General features: G+C 68.3%; 15 protein-coding genes and 1 tRNA gene. 15 read left to right on the forward strand and 1 reads right to left on the reverse strand.

The window, feature by feature from the left end:
* The first annotated feature begins 1 nt into the window (after position 1).
* The gene (folK, locus tag AAW00_RS10410) at positions 2 to 478 is read left to right on the forward strand and encodes a 2-amino-4-hydroxy-6-hydroxymethyldihydropteridine diphosphokinase (RefSeq protein ID WP_241461692.1); all 477 of its coding nucleotides are present in this window, start codon (positions 2 to 4) and stop codon (positions 476 to 478) included.
* Positions 479 to 491: 13 nt separating this feature from the next.
* A tRNA-Lys gene (locus tag AAW00_RS10415) sits at positions 492 to 567 on the forward strand.
* Between the two features lie 167 nt (positions 568 to 734).
* Here AAW00_RS10415 and AAW00_RS10420 read toward each other — a convergent pair.
* Positions 735 to 1,415, reverse strand: a complete 681-nt coding sequence (locus AAW00_RS10420) for a GntR family transcriptional regulator (protein WP_052761874.1) — start codon at positions 1,413 to 1,415, stop codon at positions 735 to 737.
* A gap of 147 nt (positions 1,416 to 1,562) precedes the next feature.
* On the opposite strand from AAW00_RS10420, the gene AAW00_RS10425 reads away from it, so the two are divergent.
* From AAW00_RS10425 to pobA, 13 genes are read left to right on the forward strand one after another with little or no spacing between them, the layout of a single operon-like run.
* A complete protein-coding gene (locus AAW00_RS10425) occupies positions 1,563 to 4,256 on the forward strand; it encodes a TonB-dependent receptor plug domain-containing protein (RefSeq protein ID WP_162199427.1) in 2,694 nt (897 codons plus the stop codon).
* Between the two features lie 19 nt (positions 4,257 to 4,275).
* The gene (locus AAW00_RS10430) at positions 4,276 to 5,388 is read left to right on the forward strand and encodes a CapA family protein (protein ID WP_241461697.1); all 1,113 of its coding nucleotides are present in this window, start codon (positions 4,276 to 4,278) and stop codon (positions 5,386 to 5,388) included.
* The gene (locus tag AAW00_RS10435) at positions 5,385 to 5,855 is read left to right on the forward strand and encodes a TRAP transporter small permease (RefSeq protein ID WP_047004248.1); all 471 of its coding nucleotides are present in this window, start codon (positions 5,385 to 5,387) and stop codon (positions 5,853 to 5,855) included. Before AAW00_RS10430 ends, AAW00_RS10435 begins: the two co-directional genes overlap by 4 nt.
* On the forward strand, positions 5,852 to 7,162 hold the full coding sequence (locus tag AAW00_RS10440; protein ID WP_047004249.1) for a TRAP transporter large permease: 1,311 nt from the start codon (positions 5,852 to 5,854) through the stop codon (positions 7,160 to 7,162). The genes AAW00_RS10435 and AAW00_RS10440 overlap by 4 nt, the downstream gene beginning before the upstream one ends.
* Positions 7,159 to 8,022 (forward strand): hypothetical protein, encoded by an 864-nt coding sequence (locus tag AAW00_RS15180; protein ID WP_047004250.1) that lies wholly within the window; start codon positions 7,159 to 7,161, stop codon positions 8,020 to 8,022. Before AAW00_RS10440 ends, AAW00_RS15180 begins: the two co-directional genes overlap by 4 nt.
* A complete protein-coding gene (locus AAW00_RS10450; protein ID WP_047004251.1) occupies positions 8,019 to 10,106 on the forward strand; it encodes a CaiB/BaiF CoA-transferase family protein in 2,088 nt (695 codons plus the stop codon). Before AAW00_RS15180 ends, AAW00_RS10450 begins: the two co-directional genes overlap by 4 nt.
* Positions 10,103 to 11,392 carry a 2-hydroxyacyl-CoA dehydratase subunit D gene (locus AAW00_RS10455; protein ID WP_047004252.1) on the forward strand — a complete coding sequence of 430 codons (1,290 nt, stop codon included), beginning with the start codon at positions 10,103 to 10,105 and terminating at the stop codon, positions 11,390 to 11,392. Before AAW00_RS10450 ends, AAW00_RS10455 begins: the two co-directional genes overlap by 4 nt.
* Positions 11,389 to 12,420: a TRAP transporter substrate-binding protein DctP gene (gene dctP / locus AAW00_RS10460; protein WP_047004253.1), complete on the forward strand. Its 1,032-nt coding sequence runs from the start codon at positions 11,389 to 11,391 to the stop codon at positions 12,418 to 12,420. The genes AAW00_RS10455 and dctP overlap by 4 nt, the downstream gene beginning before the upstream one ends.
* A complete protein-coding gene (locus tag AAW00_RS10465) occupies positions 12,417 to 13,571 on the forward strand; it encodes a CaiB/BaiF CoA transferase family protein (RefSeq protein WP_047004254.1) in 1,155 nt (384 codons plus the stop codon). The genes dctP and AAW00_RS10465 overlap by 4 nt, the downstream gene beginning before the upstream one ends.
* Positions 13,553 to 15,280, forward strand: coding sequence for a CocE/NonD family hydrolase (locus AAW00_RS10470; RefSeq protein WP_082125013.1), 1,728 nt, complete (start codon positions 13,553 to 13,555; stop codon positions 15,278 to 15,280). Before AAW00_RS10465 ends, AAW00_RS10470 begins: the two co-directional genes overlap by 19 nt.
* Positions 15,277 to 16,233: a dienelactone hydrolase family protein gene (locus AAW00_RS10475; RefSeq protein WP_241461698.1), complete on the forward strand. Its 957-nt coding sequence runs from the start codon at positions 15,277 to 15,279 to the stop codon at positions 16,231 to 16,233. The genes AAW00_RS10470 and AAW00_RS10475 overlap by 4 nt, the downstream gene beginning before the upstream one ends.
* A 44-nt stretch (positions 16,234 to 16,277) precedes the next feature.
* Positions 16,278 to 17,681 carry an aldehyde dehydrogenase gene (locus AAW00_RS10480; protein WP_047004255.1) on the forward strand — a complete coding sequence of 468 codons (1,404 nt, stop codon included), beginning with the start codon at positions 16,278 to 16,280 and terminating at the stop codon, positions 17,679 to 17,681.
* Positions 17,681 to 18,850, forward strand: coding sequence for a 4-hydroxybenzoate 3-monooxygenase (pobA, locus tag AAW00_RS10485; RefSeq protein ID WP_047004256.1), 1,170 nt, complete (start codon positions 17,681 to 17,683; stop codon positions 18,848 to 18,850). Before AAW00_RS10480 ends, pobA begins: the two co-directional genes overlap by 1 nt.
* Positions 18,851 to 18,875: the final 25 nt, after the last annotated feature.

An 18,875-nucleotide genomic window follows, 5' to 3' on the forward strand; every position in this document is an offset into this window, starting at 1 on the left:
GGTGGCGCTCGGCAGCAACCAGCGCCATCCGCGCCTCGGCTCGCCCCGCGAGGTAGTGGCCGCGGCGATAGACCTTATGGACGGCGATCTGGGCGAAATCGTCGCCCGTTCGCCCATCATGGCGAGCGCACCCGTCGGCCCCTCGCAGCGCACCTATGCTAACGCCGCCCTCGTGCTGGAGGGCGATCTCGAGCCGCTCACCCTGCTACGCGAGTTGCAACGGCTCGAAACCGATCTTGGGAGAAAGCGGCGCGGCCAGCGCTGGCGCGCACGCACGATCGATCTCGACTTGGTGCTTTGGAGCGGCGGCATTGTCGCCAGCCCGGACCTCTGCTTGCCGCATCCGCTGTTCCGGCAGCGCACCTTCGTGCTCGGCCCTGCGGCCGAGATCGCCCCCGGCTGGCGCGACCCGGTGAGCGGCCTGACGCTCGCCCAGCTCAACGCCCGCTTGACCCGCCCCAAGCCCCTGCCTAGGTGACGCCGCACTGGTCGGGCCCGTAGCTCAGTAGGTAGAGCAGCTGACTTTTAATCAGCGGGTCACAGGTTCGAATCCTGTCGGGCTCACCACAGCATAACACCCCGCAAGGGTGTGGTGCTGTGGTGCGGCGCTTCAGGATCGATGCCCCGGGTTCGAAGTCGGAGCGAAGCGGAGACCGTGCAGCCGCGTAGCGGCGAAACAATCCTGTCGGGCTCACCAGCACGCGAGATCCCGCCGTAAGCGCCCGTACGCTTCTTCAGTCTTCCAGATGCACAGCGCGATCCAGTTCGCTCAGGAACGACAGCCCGTTCTCGACGTGCGCCCGCATCTCGCACTCGGCGCCGTCTGGATTGCGCGCTTCGATCGCATCGAGGATACGGCGGTGATCGCGGGCAGCTTCGCGCAGCCGTTCGCCGCGATAAAAAGTGCCGAACAGCAGGTGGTGGACAGGCGTGTTGAGGCGGCGAACCATGTCCTCGATCACCGCATTGCCCGCGCCGCGCATGAGCAGGGTGTGCCACTCGGCATTGAGCTTGCCGAACTCCTGCGGTTGTTCTGATTCAACGCACTCTTCCATCTGCCGCGCGATCTCGCCAAGGCGGGCGATCTCTTCGTCCGAGGCTTTGCGCGTGAAGTCCGCAGCACACAGCGCTTCAAGCGCGGCGCGGGCGCGATAGAGCTGGCGCACTTCGTCCATCGAGGCGCCGCGTACCCTGGCTCCGCGATACTCCTCGATCTCCAGCAGGCCTTCCGCCGCGAGACGCTGGTAGGCCTCGCGCACCTTGAAGCGGCTCCCGCCGGTCTGGCGGATGATGTCGACCTCCACCAGCCGCTGACCGGGCACAAGGCGGTTGCCCCTGATCTGCGAGCGGATCCAGTCGGCGATGTGCGAGGCGCTGGGCCCCCGCTTGGCGAGCTTCTCAATGGCGGCTTCCATTGGGCAAGACTGCAAACCGCCGACAAGATTGTCAACAATCTCGTTGTCCAAATTTCCGTTGCAACGGCGCTGGCTTGGGCAGACTAGTCGGACATTCGAGTTGTGGCCCTCGCAAAGAGGCAAACGCACCGGGGAGAGGTTATGTTCGTGAAAGCCAATTTGTCGGCCGCGCTGCTTGCACGCAGCGGTTCCGCCATCGCCATTGCCGCTGCCATGCTGGCTGCATCGAGTCCCGCCCTCGCGCAGGCCGTGACGCCTGCCCCCGTGCAGGACGAGGACGTGGAGGACGCGATTATCGTCACCGGCAGCCGCGTCAGCCAGGGCGAAGCGCCGGTGGGCGCAACGGCCGTCATCCTCGGCCAGGAAGAGATCGCGGCCTCGGGCAACGTCACCATCGACCGCGTCATCAAGGAATTGCCGCAGGTCTTCGATCTCGGCGTGTCGGAAAACTCGCGTGGTCAGGCCGGCGGGTCGGGCAATATCACCTACGGCAACAGCGTGAACCTGCGCGGCATCGGCCCCTATGCCACGCTGGTGCTGATTGACGGGCACCGGGTGGTCAACAATTCGCGCTCCACCGATCCTTCCGTCCTGCCGACGCTCGGCGTGGAGCGGGTCGAGGTCGTCGCCAATGGCGCCTCGGCGATCTACGGCTCGGACGCGGTGGCGGGTGTGGTCAACATCATTCCGCGCCGCAGCCTCGACGGCTTCGAGGCCTTCGGGCGCTACGGTTTCTCCGACGACCACGCCTTTGACGAATGGTCGGTGGGCGCGGCGGGCGGCATCCGCTTCGATCGCGGGCAGCTGATGGTGGCCTACGAGCACGTCGAGCGCTCCAACCTCAACGGCGACGACCGCGACTTCTTCACCAGCGACCAGACGCCATTTGGCGGCAACGATTACCGCGTCACCCGGTGCAGTCCGGGCACACTCGTTGCAAACGGCGCGACCTTTGCGCTGCCGGTGAACTTCACCGCCGGCACCGCGCTGCAGGCGGGCACTGCCAACCGCTGCGACGCGCTGGCCGGACAGGACCTGATCCCCGAGCAGCGCTACGACAGCGTCAACTCCACCGGCACCTTCGAGCTGACCGACTGGCTGGAAGTGTTCTACGACGGGTTCTATTCCAAGCGGAACTTCCGCCGCCTCAACGCCAATCCCTCGGCGCGTCTCACCGTGCCGCAGACCAACCCCTACTTCGTGCGCCCGGCGGGGTTCACCGGCACCAGCTATCAGGTCGACTATGCCTTCGTCGGTCCGCAAATCCCGACGCAGGAATCGTTCGGCTCTGCCGAAAGCTGGCAGATCAGCCCAGGCGTGCGCGTGCAGCTTCCCTTCGACTGGGAGCTGGAGGGGCTGGTCGCCTATGGCGAGACGCACGATTTCTCGGGCAGCTACACCGGCATCAACAATGCCGCTCTCAATGCCGCGCTCACGAGCACCAATCCGGCGACCGCCTTCGACCCGTTCGGCGGGCAAACCAGCCAGTCGGTGATCGACGGCATCTTCAATCAGATTTTTCTCGCCCCCACCGATGGCCAGCTGACCTTCTACGAGGTCGGCGCCAGCGGTCCGCTTTTCCAGCTGCCGGGCGGCGAGGTACGGGCGGCCTTCGGGTACGAACGACAGGACTTCACCGTGGACCTCGGTGTCGCGCGGGGTGCGCCGACCAATCCCATCACCTTCCGCACCTTCGATCGCACGGTGGATTCGGTTTACGGCGAGCTTCTGGTGCCAATCTTCGGTCCCGAAAACGCTATGCCCGGCTTCCAGTCGCTCGAGGTGGTCGCGGCCATTCGCTACGACAGCTATTCCGATGCCGGCGACACCACGAACCCGCAGTTCGGCATCAACTGGGAGCCGATCGACCGGCTGACCCTGCGCGGTTCCTACGGCACTTCCTTCCGCGCGCCGACGATCCCGGAGATCTACGGCAACTCCAACAACCTGTTCGTGCAGAACTACCAGAACCCGGCAGGCGGCGCGCCGCTGGTGGGTGTTGCGCTATCGGGCCCCAACCTCGACCTCGGGCCGGAAACCGCCGAGACCTGGTCGGTCGGTTTCGACTACGAGCCGATCGACGATCTCAACCTGTCGCTGACCTACTTCGACGTCTCCTACGACAACCAGGTGAGCGCCAACCTGTCGAACCTGACGATCCTCGGGCAGGAGAGTCAGTTCGCTGGCACCGGCGTTATTCTGCGCGGCGCGGCGGCGCGGGCGGAGATCCAGCGGCAGATCGATGCCGGCGTGGGCGTGCTCGGCGCTTTCCCCGGCGGCAGCCTTGCGAACATCGACGTGTTCGTGGACGGCCGTTCGCGAAACCTCGGCAAGTCGATTACCCGCGGCTTCGATGCGCTCATCAACTACCGCATGGATCTGGGTGCCAACGATGTCGTGCGTCTCAGCGCTTCGGGAACCTACCTCACCGATTACCAGGTGGCGGTGGCTCCGCAAGCGGACCTGCTCGACCAGCTCAACATCATCTTCCAGCCGCTGAAGTTCAAGGCGCGCTTCGCCGTCAATTGGGACCACGGCCCCTTCACCAGCCGCCTCTCGGCGACCCACGTTGGCGGATACACCAACACTCTCGTCACGCCCAACCAGGAAGTCGACAGCTATACGCCGGTCGACTTCAGCATCACGTACCGCATCGGCGAGGCTTTCGGCTTCGACCGGCTGAGCGGGCTGGAGTTGACCGGCGAGGTGCGCAACATGTTCGACGAGGACCCGCCCTACGTGAACCTTGCCCCGAGCGGAAACGGCAGCGGCGGCTACGATGCCACCGCGGCCAACCCCGTGGGCCGGTTCTTCGCCGTGGGAGCGCGCGTCCGCTTCTAGGCTGCGCTACACGGGTCGCATGATGATAGACGATGTCCAGATAGCCGTGCTCGGCGACCTCGTGCTCGATGAGCCCGATGCCGACCACTGGCTGTCCGGCATCGCGCCCGCGATCCGCGCTGCCGATCTCGCCATCGCCCATCTGGAGGTGCCGCACACGACCTCGGCGCACGAGATGGTGGGCGACGTGCCGGCACGCGGCGCGCCGCCGGAGAATATCGCCGCAATCGCCCGCGCGGGCATCGGGATGGTCAGCCTCGCCGGCAACCACATCGCCGACTGCGGGGCCGAGGGTATCGCCGAGACCCGTGCGCTACTCGACGCCGCAGGCGTGGCCCATGCCGGGGCGGGAGCCGATCTCGCACAGGCACGCAAGCCCGCCTTCGCCGATGTCGGCGGGCGGCGGATCGCGCTCCTCAGCTACAACTGCGTCGGGCCCGAAGCAGCCTGGGCCGGGCCGGGCAGGGCGGGGTGCGCCTATCTCAGAATGATCGCTGCCGATGGCGCGGCAGTGTCTCCCAAGGCCTGTCTCGAGAGCGTCCACCCGGAAGCTCTCGAGACTCTTTTGGAAGATGTGAACGCGGCACGCGGGGCTGCGGACTTGGTGCTGGTGGCCTTGCACAAGGGGCAGGTGCATACCCCCGCCATGCTGCAACCCTACGAGCGCGACATTGCCCGCGCCGCCATCGACGCGGGCGCAGACGCCGTCCTGTCGCATCACGCGCACATCGTTCGCGGGATCGAGTTCCATCGCGGCAAGCCGATCTTCCACGGCCTCGGCAACGGCTGCGTGGTGACCTCCGCGCTCTCGCCGCAGCAGGACCATCCGGCCCGCCGCGAATGGGCCGAGCAGCGCCAGCGCATGTTCGGCTTCACGCCGGACCCGGCCTATACCCTCGCGCCGTTTCACCCCGAGGCGGTCAATGCCTTCATCGGCCTGCTCACCCTGCGCGCCGACGGCCGTATCGAGGCCGCCATCGTGCCGGTGGACGTCGAGCCGCCGGGCCGCCCGGTGCTGGCTTCGGGCGAGCGGGCGCGGGCCATCGCCGAATATCTCGAACGCATTACCCTTGCCGCCGGTCTGCCGGCCATCGAGGTTGGCGAAGACTTCACCGTCAGGGCCGCGGCATGAGCACGGCGAAGACCCTCGTCATCTGGATCGGCGGGCTGGCGCTGCTGGCGGCGACGCTGGTCGATACGTTCGCCGTCATCGGGCGGCATGTCGGGCTGCCGCTCCACGGTTCGATCGAGCTGATGCAGGCCATCGTCCTCGTCTCCGGATCGGTCGGGCTGGTCGTGGCGACCTGGGACCTTTCGCACGCCCGCGTCCGCATCGTGGTGGAGCGCCTCTCGCCGCCCGCGCGCCGAGTGGCGGACCTGTTCTCCGACCTGCTGACGCTGGCTTTCGTGCTGGCCCTGCTGGCGGGCTCGGTATGGATCATGGCGGACCTGTGGGACGGCTACGAGCAGAGCGAGCTGGTCGGCGTCCCCTGGCTCGCGCTGCGCCTTATCGCCAACGTCTGCCTGCTCGCCTGCGCGGTCCTGCTGGCGCTGCGTCTGTTACGGCGAAACGAGCGCGAAGGCGGGGGCGGAGCATGATCTACTCGACCGCCGCCACCGGAGCCGTGGGCATCCTGATACTGTTCGCCCTGCTGCTGGCGGGCGGGCGCATCGGCGCGGTGCTGGGCGCTGTCGGCGTGGGCGGTCTTGCCGTGGTGCTGGGGCCGGAGGCCGCGCTCATCAAGGCGGGCGTCGTCGTGATCGACACGCTGACCCGCTACGAGCTCGGCACGCTGCCGCTGTTCCTGTTCATGGCGCACATCTTCTTCTCGATCGACGCCAGCCGCGACCTGTTCGACGCCGCGGCCAAGTTTCTCGGCCACCGCAAGGGCGGCCTCGCCTACGCCTCCATCGCCGGATGCGGCGGCTTCGGCGCGATCAACGGCTCCAGCCTCGCCACGACCGCCACCGTCGGCCTCGTCGCCTATCCCGAGATGAAACGCCGCGGCTACGACGACCGGCTGGCGACCGGCACCATCGCCGCCGGCGGCACGCTCGGGCAGATGATTCCGCCCTCGGGCGCGCTGATCGTCTTCGGCATCATCGCCGAGACCAGCATCGGCACGCTGTTCACCGCCGCCATCATTCCCGGCATCACGCAGGCGCTGTTCTACGCCGCGGTCGTCTTCATCCTCGTGCGGATGCGGCCCGGCCTCGCCACGACCGGCGAGCGGGCGGACTGGGGCGAGCGGCTGGCCTCGCTGAGGCGCATCTGGGAAATCCTCGTCATCGTCGCGCTGGTGATCGGCGGCATCGCCATGGGCTGGATCAGTCCGGCCGAGGCCGCCGCCGTGGGCGCGGCGGGCGCACTGGTGACTGCCATGATCCGCCGCAAGCTGACCCGCGCGGCGCTGTTCAACGCCTTTCACGAGACGCTGCGGACCACCGGCCTCATCTACCTGATCCTGATCGGCGCGCTGATCTTCTCGGTCTTCATCGGCGTGACCGGCCTCGCCAGCGCGGCGGGCGAGCTCGTCAGCGGGCTGGGGCTGGGGCAGGTGGCGACGCTGATCCTGATCGCGCTGCTGCTGCTGCTGCTCGGCTCGGTGCTGGACGGGCTGGCGCTGATGCTGCTGATGACGCCGATCCTCCTCCCCATCGTCGAGAGCACCGGCCTCACCGCGATCTGGTTCGGCATCTTCATCACTCGCGCGATGGAGATCGGCTTCGTCCACCCGCCGCTGGGGATGAACCTCTACATCATGCAGGGCGTGGCCAAGGACGTGTCGATCTCGACCATCTTCAGGGGCGTCCTGCCCTTTCTCGCCAGCGATTTCGTGCACCTGCTGATGATCATCCTGTTCCCCGCCGTGGTGCTGTGGCTGCCCGGAGTGCTCGGCACATGACGCAGATAGCCACCGCCGGCCCGTGCCTGCCGCACCAGCTGCTGCGCGCCGCCGGATGCCACGCCGGGCCGCTTGCCTTCGATCACGACCGCACGCCCACGCGGGCCGAGGCGTTCATGGAGAGCAAGTTCATGCCCTGGGCGCCGCTGGTGCTCGATCACTGGCTTGCGGGCGACTACGATCACCTAGACGCCGTGCTCTTCAGCCGCGCCGACGATACCTCGCAGCGGCTGTTCTATTACCTGAGCGAGTTGCGGCGAACGGGCCGCGCGGGCGGGCCGGAACCCCTGATCTTTGACGTGGCCAAGATACCGCGCCCGACGAGCGCCGCGCGCACCGAGACGAAGCTGCGCGAGCTGGCCGAACGGCTGAACGTAACGGCTGCGGCGCTGAATGACGCGCTCACACCTGCCGAAACTTCCATCCCGGCCAACGACCCTGTCTGTCTCGTCACCGGCACCCCCGCGCCGGACGACCGACTGAACGACGCCATCCGCAATGCTGGGTTTGCGCCTGTCGCCGAGACGCTTGCGCAACAATGGAGCGAGGATGCGCCCTGCGAGCCGGCCGACGACCCGTTCGCCGCGCTCGCTACCGCGCTCCATGCGCTCGATTCCGGACCGCGTGCCTTTGCCGATCCCGCCGCTCGCATGGCGCGCCGCATCGCCGAGACGCAGGCGCAGGCCGTCGTCGTCTGGCGCATCGAGGAGGACGAGGCGCAGACCTGGCAGCTGCCCGCCGAACGCCGTGCGCTGGAGTTGTCGGGCGTTCCGCATCTCGTCCTTACCCGGCGCGACTGGTTCGGGCGCGATGGTGCGGCGGACGAAATTACCGCATTGCTGAAAGGACTTGCCCGATGATGCCGCTCGCCGGACACAGCGTGGCCGCGCTCGGCACGATGGCGGAGCGCCCGCTTGCGCGCTACCTCGCCTCGCTCGGGGCGGAGATCGGCGGCGAGGTGGCGGGGGCGAGCTTCGTCATCGACGACCTCGGCCTCGCGGCGACGAAGGACCTCGGCATACCCGCGAGCGCCGTCCACGTTTCCGTCACCACATTCGGTTCGGGCGGACCCCGTGAGAACTGGCGCGGGGGCGAGCTGGTCGCCTCGGCCATGGGCGGTGCGCTGCGCCTGACGGGCGAGCCGGGGCAGAAGCCGGTCAAGGAAGCGGGCGATGCCTGCATCTTCCACGCCGACATGGTCGCCGCCGCCGGCGCCATGGCCGCCCACTATGCGCGCGGCTCGCACGGAGAGGGCCAGCACGTCGACGTGTCCGTCCAGCAGGTCGCCATGAGCCGAAACACCAACGGCGTCCTGGTCTGGCAGTTCGACCGCCGCAAGCTGGACCGGGCAGGCGGCTGCATCGCCTATGGCCGCGCCAAGGTGCAGGTCATCTGGCGGCTGGCCGACGGCTGGTGTTTCCACGCGCTGATGACCGGACGGCTCGGCGCGCCCGCCAATCGCGCGCTGTCGCAGTGGATGGACGAGGCGGGCTTCGACAATCCCATGCGCGAGGTCGACTGGCTGGCCTACAACCGCTCCACGCTCGATCCGGCGGTCCGCGCGACATGGGAGTCGGCCATGGCGGCCTTCTTCGCCAGTCGCACCAAGGCGCAGATCGCCGGCGAGGGACGCGAGCGCGGCATCAACGCCTGCGTGGTCAACGAGCCCGCCGACGTTTTGGCCGACCCGCATCTCGCCGCGCGCGGATTTCTCGATACGCCGAGCGGGCTCCCCGAGCGCTTCGCCGCCATTCGCCCCGGTCCTGCCGCCGCTGCCGCGCCCGCCGTCCACAACGGCGAGCGGCCCGGTCCGCTGTCCGGCGTGAAGGTACTCGATTTCGCCTGGGCGCTGGTCGGCTCGATCACCACCAAGACGCTGGGCGACATGGGGGCCGAGGTGGTCAAGATCGAGAGCCGCGCGCGCCCCGATCTCTCGCGGCTCGACGTGCAGGTCTCGGCCTCAAGCGCCGACAGCCTCGACGACAAGCCGTGGTTCGCACACCTCAACTCGTCCAAGCGCTCGCTGACCATCGACCTCAAGGCTCCGCAGGCGCGCGAGGTGATTAACCCGCTGATCGATTGGGCGGACGTCGTGGTTGAGAATTTCTCGCCCGGGACCATGGCCAAGCTCGGGCTCGGATATGATGACCTCGCCGCGCGCCGACCCGACATCGTCATGGTCTCGGGCAGCGTGTTCGGCCAGACCGGCCCGCTGGCGCAGGAGTGGGGCGTGGACGGCACCGGCGGGGCGCTGTCGGGGCGCACCTACCTCACCGGCTACCGCGACGGCGATCCGGTCATCCCCGGCGCGGTGCCCTACGGCGATGTCATCGTGCCCTACGTCATGGCGGGCCACGTTGCCGCCGCGCTGCAGTATCGGCGCGAGAGCGGGCGGGGCTGCCACATCGATGCCAGTATGTACGAAATCTGCGTGCAGCAGATGCGGCCCGCGCTGGCCGCCGCTCTCGCGGGAGAGCAGCCGCAGCGCATGGGCAATGCCGACCCGGCGGTGTTCTTCCAGGACGTGTTTCCCGCCGCAGGGCAAGATCGCTGGGTCGCCATCAGCGTCTTTTCCGCCGACGAGAAACGCCGCCTTCTCGCCATCACTGGCGAGGACATTGCCGCCTGGACCCGCACTCGCGAGGACCACGCCATCGCCGCTGAACTGCAGGCTGCCGGCCTTGCCGCGGGCGCGTTGCAGGATGTCGAGGACCTGATGGAGCGCGACCCGCAGATCGCCGGGCGCGAGGCGCTCGTCACGCTAGATCATCCGCTGCTTGGCCCTTTCGGCCACATCGCCACGCCCATCGCCTTTTCGCGCGATGGCATGGTGCCTTACCGCGCGCCCGGCATGGGCGAACACACGCGCGCGGTGGCGACCGGCATCGCGGGGCTGCCCGAAGATCGCTTCGAAGACCTGCTCGAACAGGGAATTTTCCGATGAACGCCTCGGCCAACCAGCGCAGCCGCAAGACGCTCGCCTGCACGCAGGCGGCGACGGATTATCAAAAGGCGTTCGGCAAGGAACTGCGTCGCCGCGTGGTGGAGGACCGCGAGCCCTATGCCATCGTCCAGGCCGACACCCCGCACGAGCTGTTCCACGCGATGGACATACCGATCATCACCAACCAGTGGTGGTCCGCCTACATCTCGGCCAAGCAGCTGTCCTCGCGCTACTTCGATGCCATGGTGGCCAAGGGCTATCCGGCCAACAGCTGCAAGTACTGCTCGCTTGGCCTCGCCTGCACACTGGCGAACGAGCCGGAGACCGCGCCCTGGGGCGGGCTGCCCACGCCAACGGTCATGGTCGCGCGGCTCACTTGCGACTGCATCCAGCACGTCTTCGGCCAGTGGTCGGAGGCGATGGGCAGCGAGTTCTTTCCCATGGAAGCGCCCGCCTGGACCGATGCCGATCCCGACTGGTTCGCGCACTCGCGCTCCGACTGGGAGCGGGTCTACCAGCCCGACCGCATCGCCCACATGGTGGACGAGATGCGCGACCTGATCGCGCTGCTTGAAAACCGCACTGGCCGCCGTTTCGACGAGGGCAGGTTCCATCACCTGATGGAGCAGATCAACGTGCAGGAAGGCCACATCTGGGAAGCCGCGCAGGCCATCGGCGCCGCTCGTCCGTGCCCGGTCTCCATCGCCGAGCAGATGCCCAACACCATGATCCCGCAATGGCACCGCGGGTCGGACTGGGCGGTCGCCCACGCCAAGGCCTTCCGCGACGAGGTGCTGGACCTGGTGGCGCGCGGCCACGGTGCCTCCAGCAACGAGCGGCGGCGGCTGATGTGGATCGGCGCGGGCGTGTGGCACGATCCTGGCTTCTACCAGGCATTGGAGGAGAAGATGGGCGCGGTCTTCGTGTGGTCGATGTACATGCCCTTCGCCGGCCCGGCCTACATCCGCGACCTCAAGGGCAAGCCGATGGAGGCGCTCGCCAGCCGCATCGCCAGCATGAACGAGACGCTGCACCTGCCGCCATGGATGAACGGCTGGATGGTCAGCGAGGCGCAGCGCTGCGGGATCGATGCCGCGGTGATGCTGCTGCCCCCCGACAACCGCCTCAGCCAGTCCGGCAACAAGCTGACCGCCGCGGCCCTGCGCGAAGCGGGCGTGCCGGTGCTGATGATCGATGCCGACATGGTGGATGCCAAGGTCTGGGACCATGACCGCATGGTCGGCATGGTCGAGGACTTTCTGCTGGCCGAGGGAGCGGCGGCATGAGGCTGCTCGCATCGCTCCTGCTGGCGCTGATGCTGCTGGGCTGCGCGCGCGAGGTGCCGCCCGGTGTCACCGAGCTGACCTACGCGACGCCCTATCCGCCCTCGCATCCATTCAGCAAGGCCGACCAGCGGTGGATGGACTGGATCGAGGCGGAGAGCGGCGGCTCGCTCGTCATCCGCCCGGTTTGGTCGGGCGCGCTGCTTTCGGCTGACATGTCGATGGAGGAACTGCGCCACGGCGTCGCCGACATCGGCCTCATCACCCCCATCTACGTGCGCGGCGGCACCCACCTGCTGCGCATCCAGACCGGCTTCTACAGCGGCGCGGACAGCGTCGCATCGCAGGTCGCCCTCTACCGCTGCATGGAGCGGGACGTGCCGCAGATCTCGCGCGAGCTGAGCGGGCTGAAGATTCTCGCCGTGCAGGGCGGCCTGTTGCCCGGCGTGCTGACCCGTAGGCGCGCGGTGAACAGCCTCGATGACCTGCGCGGCATGCGCATCCGCGCTCCGACCGAGCTGCTGCCGGTGCTGCGCGAACTGGGCGCGGACCCGGTCAACATGCCCATGGGCGAAGTCTACTCGGCGCTCGCCAAGGGCGTGATCGACGGCGTGATCGCCCCGCCGGATACCTTTCGCGCGCTGCACTTCACCGAGGTCGCGACCAACTATTTCGAGCTGAAGGTGCCGCGCGGCGCCTATCCGGCCCGCGCCATGGGCGCAGCCCGCTGGAATGCGCTGAGCGATGCCGAGCGCGCGCTGCTCGAACGGAGCAGCCGCGTGTGGGAGCAGGCGCTGACCGAGGAGATCGTCGCATCCGAGCAGGTCGGGCGCGACGCGGGCGAGGGCGTGGTGCGCTACACGCAGCCCAGCGCGGCGGACCAGCAAGCCTTCGACGACCTGTACCTGCGCATCGGCCGCGCCAACGCGGGCGAGCTCTCGCGCTTCGGCATCGACGGGGAGGCCGCCTACCGAGTCGCCCGGGCCAGCGTGCGCGGACGCGACCAGATCATGTGTGGAGAGAGGAATTGAACCAGCCGCTCGCCGGAATTCGCGTGGCCGATTTCAGCCATGTCATGGCCGGGCCCTTCGCCAGCCACTTGCTTCGCCTGATGGGTGCGGAGGTCATCAAGATCGAATCCGTCAAGGGCGACCAGTTCCGCAACTACGGCAGCAACCGCGAGATGCGCGGCATGTCCCCCGCCTTCATCGCCGCCAACGTGGGCAAGAAGAGCATCGCGCTCGACCTGAAGGACGAGGGCGACCGCGACATTGCCCGCCGCATCGTGGCGAAGAGCGACGTCCTGCTGGAAAACTTCCGCCCCGGCACCATCGGCAGGCTCGGCTTCGGCTACGAGGCAGTGCGGGCGGACAATCCCGGCCTCGTCTACTGCTCGATCTCTGGTTACGGGCAGGACAGCCCGCAGCGCGACTGGCCGGCCATCGACAACATCGTGCAGGCAACCAGCGGCATGATGATGCTGTCGGGCGCGGAGGGCGATCCGCCGATCCGCATCGGCTTCCCCATCGTCGATACCCTGACCGGCCAGACGGCGGCCACCGCCATCCTCGGCGCGCTGATCCAGCGGTTCCGCACGGGCGAGGGCGCCTACATCGACGTGTCCATGCTCGATGCGACGCTCTCGTTCATGACCTCGGCGCTGACGCCGTTCCTTTCCACCGGCAACACACTGCGAAGGCTCGGCAACACCGGCTATTCGGAGCTGCCGACCGCGGGTGTGTTCCGCACGCGGGACGGGCGGTTCGTCTCGCTCGGCGTGGTGCAGGACAACCAGTTCGATGCGCTCGCCCGGCTGCTGGGGCGCGAGGCGTGGCTCACCGATCCGCGCTTCGCCGATGCCGACGCGCGGCGCGGGGCCTTCGACGCGCTGTTCGGCGAGTTGGAGGCGATCATGCTCACGCGCGAGGGAGCCGAGTGGGAGCGTGTGCTGAGCGAGGCCGGCATTCCCTGCGGCCTCGTGCGCGGCGTGGACGAGGCGGCCTCGCTCTGCCGCGAGGGCAGCCTGCTGCGCTTCGCCGTGCCGACAAACGGATCGCAAACCGATGTCGCCGTGCCCAATGCCGGCTTCGCCATGACCCCCGGCGGTCCGGGCACCGAAGAGCCGCCGCCCACGCTCGACCAGCACCGCGAGGAGATACTGCAATGGCTCGCCGAGGCATGAGCGCGCGATCATTGGCGAAGCTGCTGACGGCACTTGCGGCATTGCTGTGCGCCCCCGCCGTGGCCCTCGCGCAGCCCTATCCGGATTACGCGCGGGAATCGCTTTACGTGCCCGTGCGCGACGGCACGCGACTGGCGGTGAACATCTATCGTCCGGCAACCGGCGGGCAGGTGGCGACGGAGCGACTGCCGGTCATCTTCGTCTTTACCCCCTACCGCGCCCGCATCCGCAACGCAGAGGGCGAAGTCGTGGAGACGGCGCTGAACGACAATCTCGGCCTGCGCTCGCTGCTGCGGGCGGGCTATGTCGTCGCGGTGGCGGACATTCGTGGCAAGGGCGCCAGCTTCGGCGCACGGCGAGGGTTCCAGGACCGGACCGAGGCGATGGACGGGCACGACCTCGTCCAGTGGCTTGCCGCGCGCGACTATTCGACGGGCGATGTCGGCATGGTCGGATGCAGCTATCTCGGCGGCACCACCATGCACACCGCCAGCACGGCCCCGCCGGCACTGCGGGCGATCTTCACCGGGGCGAGCGACTGGGACAAGTACGCCTTCGTGCGCCGCGGCGGCATCACCGCGCAATTCAACACCCGGCCCGACGAGCCGCTGAGCGACGACCTCGCCAGCCTGCCGGTCGATGCCGATCCCGACGGCGCGCTGCTGCGTGAGGCCGTGGCGCAGCATGCCGACAACACCTCGATGGCGGGGCTGTGGTACGGAATGCCCTACCGCGACAGCGTCTCCCCGCTGACGGGCAATGCCTTCTGGGACGAGGTGGCAATCTGGCGGTATGCCGACACCATCCGCGAAGCCGGCATCGCCACCTACATGTGGGGCAACTGGAACGACGAGCCGACCAGCGACGTCATCCTCGCTGCCGAGAACCTGGGCAGCCGTCTGCTGGTCGGCCCCGGCAGCCACTGCGAGACACCGCGCGACTTTGCTTTCACGCAGGAGATCGTGCGCTACTTCGACCATGAGCTGAAGGGCCTGGACAATGGCTTCGCCGAGCAGCCGCGCGTGACCTACTGGTCGGACGAGACGGGCGATGCCGGCCACTATGTACGCGGCGGGGAATGGCCCGGTGCGCGCTCGCAGACGGCGGCCTGGTATCTGGGCGACGGATCGCTGGCTGCACGCCCGCCCGAGGCGGGGGCGCGGACCTTTGCCGTCGACTACGACGTGGCGAACGATGCCTATTTCGCATTCTGGCCCAGTCCGCTCGACGAACACGGCCTCGTCTACGACGGCGCGCCGCTGGCCGAGCCGATGGACCTGCTGGGCTTCCCCACCGCGCACGTCACCATCGCCGCAGACCGACCTGACGTCGATGTCTTCGTTTATCTCGAAGCGGTCGATGCAGGGGGCACGGCGGAGGTCGTCTCCTTCGGACGGCTCAAGGCCTCGCAGCGCGCCCTCAGCGCCGCGCCTTGGGACAATCTCGGCCTGCCCTGGCATTCGGGGCGCGAGGCGGACGCCGCGCCGATCCCTGCCGGACAGAGCGCGACGCTCATCGTGCCCATGCTGGCGACATCGTACCACGTGCCCGCAGGCTCGCGCTTGCGGTTCGTGGTGACCGGCGCCGACCCGCGCCAGCGCAACCTCGCCGATCTCAGGCAGGATCCCGCGCCGCGCATCACGGTGACGCACGGCTGGGCCTACGGCTCGCGGATCGAATTGCCGCTGAATGTGACAGGAGACGAATGATGCGGCTCATCCTGCCCCTTGCCATGGCGGCAATGATGTTTGCGCCTGCAAGTGCCCAGCAGGCTCCCGATCCCGCCGAGATGCGTCGTCAGATGGAGGCGCGCAATGCCATACCCGATACCGCCGGCGACGGACCCTATCCCGCGGTGATCGAGGAATATGCCAGCCTGCCGGACCACGTGGTCTATCACCCGGCGGAGCTCGCGCCGCCCTTCGGCGGGAGCATGCCGGTGGTAGTCTGGGGCAACGGCGGCTGCGCGGACGACGGCAGCTCGGCGCGCCTCCACCTCGCGCAGATTGCCAGCTACGGCTACCTCGTCATCGCGCCCGGCCCTCGCCGGAGCGGCCCCGGTGCCACCCACGGCCCCGCGCCGGAGCGTCCGCGCCCGGCCGAGGGCCTGCCGCCGCCCGCCACCAGCGTCGCCGACGTGATGGCCGGCATCGACTGGGCGATCGCGCAGGATGCCGATCCGGCCAGCCCCTTCTACGGGCGCGTGGCGACGGGCAGGCTGGCAGTCGCCGGCCACAGCTGCGGCGGGCTCCAGGCTATTCAGGCGGCGGCCGACCCGCGCATCGACACCGTGCTCATTCATAACAGCGGGATCTACAATTCGGAAGCCAGCCCGATCCAGTCGATGACCGTGTCAAAGGCCATGCTGCGCGGGTTCCACCAGCCGGTGCTCTACGTGATGGGCGGTCCGAACGACATCGCCCACCCGAATGGTCTCGACGACTATGCGCGCGTCGATCACGTGCCGATCATGCTGGCAGACCTGCCGGTCGGACACGGCGGCACCTTCTTCGAACCCTACGGCGGCGCTGCGGCGCAGGTGGCGGTGGACTGGCTGGAATGGCAGCTGCGCGGCGATGCAGTCGCGGGCCGCACGTTCACGGGCGAAAACTGCCGCTTGTGCAGCGGCTCGCAATGGACGCTCAGCCGCAAGGGTTGGTAGGACACAGTCAACGAATCGCCCGCGTGGCACGAGAGGATACGACAATGCAGCAGTTTCAGCGCAAGAACCCGGTGACCGGCGACGTCGCCTCGTCCGCCCACGCGATGAAGGCCAGCGACGTGCCTACGGTAGCCGAGAAGGCGCAGGCCGGGTTCTCCGAGTGGTCGCAGATGGGCCCCAACGCGAGGCGCGCGGTGCTTATGAAGGCGGCGGACGCGCTGATGGCTAAGAAAGACGAGTTCGTCGCCGCCATGATGGGCGAGATTGGCGCCACCGCGGGCTGGGCCATGTTCAACCTCGGCCTTGCGGCAGGGATGGTGCGCGAGGCGGCGGCGTTGACCACGCAGATTTCCGGCGAGGTCATTCCTTCCGACCATCACGGCACCATCGCCATGGCCCTGCGCGAGCCGGTGGGCGTGCTGCTGGGCATCGCGCCGTGGAACGCGCCGATCATCCTCGGCGTGCGCGCCATCGCCGTGCCGCTCGCCTGCGGCAACGCGGTGATCCTGAAGGCCAGCGAGCAGTGCCCGCGCACCCACGCGCTGATTATCGAGGCGTTCGCCGAGGCGGGCTTTCCGGAAGGCACCGTCAACATCGTCACCAACGCGCCCGAGGACGCGGGCGAGGTGGTCGGCGCGCTGATCGATGCGCCGCAGGTTCGCCGCATCAACTTCACCGGCTCGACCGCGGTGGGCAAGATCATCGCGAAACGCGCCGCCGAGCATTTGAAGCCCGTGCTGCTGGAGCTGGGCGGCAAGGCGCCGATGATCGTGCTGGAAGACGCCGACCTCGACGAAGCGGTCAAGGCTGCGGCCTTCGGCGCCTACATGAACCAGGGCCAGATCTGCATGTCGACCGAGCGCATCATCGTGGTCGAGAGCGTAGCCGACGAATTTGCGCGCAAGTTTGCGGAAAAGGTGAAGACCATGCCCGCCGGCGATCCCACCGCGGGCAACACGCCGCTGGGCGCCGTGGTCGACCGCAAGACCGTGGATCACTGCCTCGAACTGGTCGAGGACGCCGTCAGCCAGGGGGCGGAGCTGCTGGTGGGCGGGGAAACCTCGATGAATGTCGTCATGCCCGCGCACCTCGTCGACAAGGTGACGCCCGGGATGCGCCTGTTCCGCGACGAGAGCTTCGGCCCGGTCGTCGGCATCGCCCGCGCGCGCGACGAGGCGCACGCCATCGAGCTCGCCAACGATACCGAGTACGGCCTCTCCTCCGCCGTCTTCACACGCGATACCGCACGCGGGCTGAGGGTGGCGCGGCAGATCCAGGCCGGCATCTGCCACGTCAACGCCAGCACGGTCAGCGACGAGCCGCAAATGCCGTTCGGCGGCATGAAGGCCAGCGGCTACGGTCGGTTCGGCGGCAAGGCCGGGATCGATGCCTTTACCGAGCTGCGCTGGATCACGATCGAGACCGAGCCGGGGCATTATCCGATCTGATGCGCACCCAGATCTGCATCATCGGCGCCGGTCCGGCGGGCCTGCTGCTCGGCCACCTGCTGCGCGCCGAGGGGGTGGAGTGCGTGGTGATCGAGCGGCAGACGCCCGATTACATCCTCGGCCGCATTCGCGCAGGCGTGCTTGAGGAAATCACCGTCTCGCTGATGGCGCGGCTGGGGCTGGACGCGCGGCTAAAGGCCGAGGGCTTGCCGCACGGCGGGTTCAATCTGGCGGACGGCGAGCGGCTGATCCGCATCGACATTGCCGACCTGACCGGCAAGCAGGTGGTGGTCTACGGCCAGACGGAGGTGACCCGCGACCTGATGGCAGCGCGCGAGGAGCGCGGGCTGGAGGTCGTGTACGAGGCCGCCGACGTGGCGCTGCACGACGTGGAGAGCGACGCGCCTTTCGTTACCTACACCAAGGAGGGCACCGAGCACCGGGTGGACGCGCGCTTCGTGGTCGGCTGCGACGGCTTCCACGGTCCGAGCCGCAAGGCCATCCCGGCGAACGTGGCGAAGGAATACCTGCGCGAGTATCCGTTCGGCTGGCTCGGCATCCTGGCCGACGTGCCGCCGTGCAACCACGAGCTGATCTACGCCAACCACGAGCGCGGCTTCGCGCTCGCCTCGATGCGTTCCGAGAGCCGCAGCCGCTACTACGTCGACGTGCCGCTGACCGACCGTGTCGAGGAATGGAGCGACGAGCGGTTGTGGGACGAGCTGGCCGTGCGCCTCGGCCCCGAGGCCGCCGCGCACATGACCCGCGGGCCTGCCATCGAAAAGAGCATCGCGCCGCTACGCAGCTACGTCTTTGCCCCCATGCGCCACGGCAGCCTGCTGCTGTGCGGCGATGCCGCGCACATCGTCCCGCCGACGGGCGCCAAGGGCCTGAACCTCGCCGCCAGCGACGTGCACTACGCCGCCGAGGCACTGACGGGTTACTTCCGCCGCAACGATGCGGGCGCCATCGCCGCCTACTCCGACACCGCGCTCGCCCGGGTATGGAAGTCCGAGCGGTTCAGCTGGTCGCTCACCCGGCTCATGCACCGCTTCCCCGAAGACGGGCCGTTCGAGCGCGCCATGCAGGTCGCCGAACTCGACTACATCGCCACAAGCCGCGCAGCGCAAACCGCCATCGCCGAGAACTACGTCGGGCTGCCTATTTAATGGATACCGAAAGCCAGGGTTAACG

The organism is Aurantiacibacter luteus (assembly GCF_001010945.1).
In the GTDB taxonomy this organism is placed as follows: Bacteria; Pseudomonadota; Alphaproteobacteria; order Sphingomonadales; family Sphingomonadaceae; genus Alteraurantiacibacter; species Alteraurantiacibacter luteus.